Source organism: Pseudomonas lactucae, assembly GCF_016937615.1.
GTDB classification, from domain to species: Bacteria; Pseudomonadota; Gammaproteobacteria; order Pseudomonadales; family Pseudomonadaceae; genus Aquipseudomonas; species Aquipseudomonas lactucae.
This window is the reverse complement of sequence record NZ_JAFHKI010000246.1, coordinates 1-3,000: the sequence shown is the minus strand read 5'-3', so window position 1 is coordinate 3,000 and position 3,000 is coordinate 1. Positions and strand designations below refer to the sequence as shown.

General features: G+C 60.8%; 2 protein-coding genes and 1 pseudogene. All 3 read left to right on the top strand.

Features of this window, described 5'->3' with window-relative positions:
• Positions 1-118 precede the first annotated feature (118 nt).
• Positions 119-2,059 (top strand): type VI secretion system Vgr family protein, encoded by a 1,941-nt coding sequence (locus JWR98_RS28955; protein WP_078735242.1) that lies wholly within the window; start codon positions 119-121, stop codon positions 2,057-2,059.
• A gap of 15 nt (positions 2,060-2,074) precedes the next feature.
• Positions 2,075-2,509 carry a DcrB-related protein gene (locus tag JWR98_RS28950; RefSeq protein ID WP_078735243.1) on the top strand — a complete coding sequence of 145 codons (435 nt, stop codon included), beginning with the start codon at positions 2,075-2,077 and terminating at the stop codon, positions 2,507-2,509.
• 12 nt (positions 2,510-2,521) lie between these two features.
• Positions 2,522-3,000 (top strand): annotated as a pseudogene (locus JWR98_RS28945) (RHS repeat-associated core domain-containing protein); the annotation flags it as partial.

The window sequence follows — 3,000 nt, the reverse complement described above, 5'->3', positions numbered from 1 at the left end:
CCCGATGGCGGTGGGTCAGCCAGTAATTTCTAACCTGATACACCATTATCGGGGGCAAGCCCCCTCCCACAGTTTTAAACCGGTTTCGTCAGTTATTTAGTCATTTACGGGTTAACCGATGCTATTCAACCAAGCCTCACGCCTGGCAAAAATCACCAGCCCCCTAGGGCCGGATGTGCTGTTGCTCAATGAAATGGGCGGTGGCGAAGAACTGGGGCGGCTGTTCAACTATGAGCTGCAACTGACGTCCCTGGACGCCAACATCGACCTTAACCAGTTGCTGGGCAAGCCGATGAGCGTCGGTGTGCAACTGGCGGACGGCGGCGAACGGCACTTTCACGGTATCGTCGCGCGCTGCAGCCAGAACATCGACAAGGGCCAGTTCGCCAGTTACCAGGTGACGCTGCGCCCGTGGTTCTGGCTGCTGAGCCGCACTTCGGACTGCCGGATTTTCCAGAACCTGAGCATCCCGCAGATCATCAAGCAGGTGTTCCGCGACCTGGGTTTTTCCGACTTTGAAGATGCCCTGAGCCGGCCGTACCGCGAGTGGGATTACTGCGTGCAGTACCGCGAGACCAGCTTCGATTTCGTCAGCCGCCTGATGGAACAGGAAGGCATCTACTACTTCTTCCGCCATGAACAGGACCGCCACGTGCTGGTGCTGGCCGACGCCTATGGCGCCCACACCACGGTGCCGGGCTACGCGTCGATCCCGTATTACCCCAAGGACGAGCAGCAACGCGAACGCGACCACATGCACAACTGGCACCTGGCGCAGGAGGTGCAGCCGGGCTCGCTGGAGCTCAACGACTACGACTTCCAGCGCCCCAGCGCCAGCATCGACGTGCGCTCGGCGATGCCGCGCCCGCACACCGCCGGCGACTACCCGCTGTACGACTACCCCGGCACCTACGTACAAAGCGCCGACGGCGAACACTACGCACGCACCCGCATCGAAGCCCTGCAAACCCTGCACGAACAGATCGAGTTCGCCGGCAACGCCCGTGGCCTAGGTTCCGGCCACCTGTTCAGCCTCACCGGCTTCAGCCGCCAGGACCAGAACCGCGAATACCTGATCGTTGGTATCCGCTACTACATCGTCCAGGAAAACCTGGAAAGCGGCGGCGGCTCAGGTTCCGCGCAGTTCGAAAGCAGCCTCACCTGCATCGACGCCCAGCAAAGCTTCCGCCCGTTGGCCACCACCCACCGCCCTATCGTAAAAGGCCCGCAGACCGCCCTGGTCGTCGGCCCCAAAGGCGAAGAAATCTGGACCGACCAGTACGGCCGGGTGAAGGTGCACTTCTACTGGGACCGTCACGACCAATCCAACGAAAACAGCTCGTGCTGGATTCGTGTGTCGCAATCCTGGGCCGGCAAGAACTGGGGCTCGATGCAGATTCCACGGATTGGCCAGGAAGTGATCGTGAGTTTTCTGGAAGGCGACCCCGACCGACCGATCATCACCGGGCGGGTGTACAACGCTGAGCAGACGGTGCCTTACGATTTGCCCGAGAACGCGACCCAGAGCGGCATGAAAAGCCGTTCGAGCAAAGGCGGCACGCCGGCCAACTTCAATGAAATCCGCATGGAGGACAAGAAGGGATTGGAGCAGTTGTACATCCATGCCGAGCGTAATCAGGACATTGTGGTGGAGGTGGATGAGAGCCATTCGGTGGGGCATGACCGCAATAAGAGTATCGGGCATAACGAGACGGTGACCATCGGCAACAACCGCCTGCGCATCGTCAAGCAGGAAGACATCCTCTCGGTGGGCCAGCGCAAGACCGACAGCATCAGCCAGAGCTATGTGATCGAGGTGGGCGAAAACCTGCGCCTGGTCTGTGGCGAAAGCATCCTGGAGCTCAATGCCAGCGGGCAGATCAACCTCACCGGCGTGCAAATCAGCTTCTATGCCAGCGGCGATGCCGAGTTCAACACCGGCGGCGTGCTGCACTTGAACAACGGCGGCGGCCCTGGCGCGACGCCCGACGGTCAAGGCCAGAAAGGCGCCATCGACGCCAATATCAAAGCCGCATTCCCCGCGCCCAAAAGCTCCTGACGAGACCTGTTTGCCATGACGTACCGAATCAACGAATTCCAGCTTCAACTGCCGGCCGGCGAGCTGCAGGACGCGACGATCAACATCCTCAAGTTCCCTGAGTTGGGCACTTCATTGATCATCAGCCGCAGCTTGCTGGCCGACGGCGAAACCTTGCACAGCAATTTCAACGACCAGCTCCAGCGCCTGGAAAAGCAGGTGCAGGACTTGCGCTATCAACCGGGTGTCGATGTGCGCCTGGGCACGGCGCAGGAAGTCGAAGGCATTGAACTGCGCAGCCAGTTCAACAAGGGCAATGACAAGGTGTTCCAGTATCAGCTGGCGTTGGTGATACCGGGTACGCGCAAGATGCTCGCCTTGAGTTATGTGAAGGCGGACACGCTCGGGGACGCCGAGGCGGCGCATTGGGCGTTGATCAAAAACTCGCTGTCGTTTGACGCTATTTCTTGATGAGCCAACTGCATGTCTGACGCGTTATGGGCTGCCCGGATGGGCGATGCGCTGACCCACACTTCCATGATGGCCGACATCCTCGGTGGTGTGCTGGAGGTGGCGGCTAATATCGCGATCACCGCCGTGGCGACCGCTGCCGTGGTCGCGGCCACCGGCATTACCGTCGCCACCGGCGGGCTCGGCTGCTTCCTGTTGGGCGCGGTGGTGGGCACGATTGTCGGCCTGGCCATGAGCAAGACGGGTGCGGACAAAGGCTTATCGAATTTATGCGAGAGCTTCAGCAACGCACTGTTTCCGCCCACGGTGCAGGCCAATATTCTTAGCGGCGCCACCAACACCCTGACCAACAACCTCCCGGCCGCGCGCGCCGCCGGAGCGATCAGCTCCCACGTCGCGCCAGCCGGTACCGAGTTGGAAGCGCCCGCACCTGAACCCGAAGCCAGCTACCTGGACATGGCCGAGAGTTTCTTCTCGCAGATGTGGCGTCC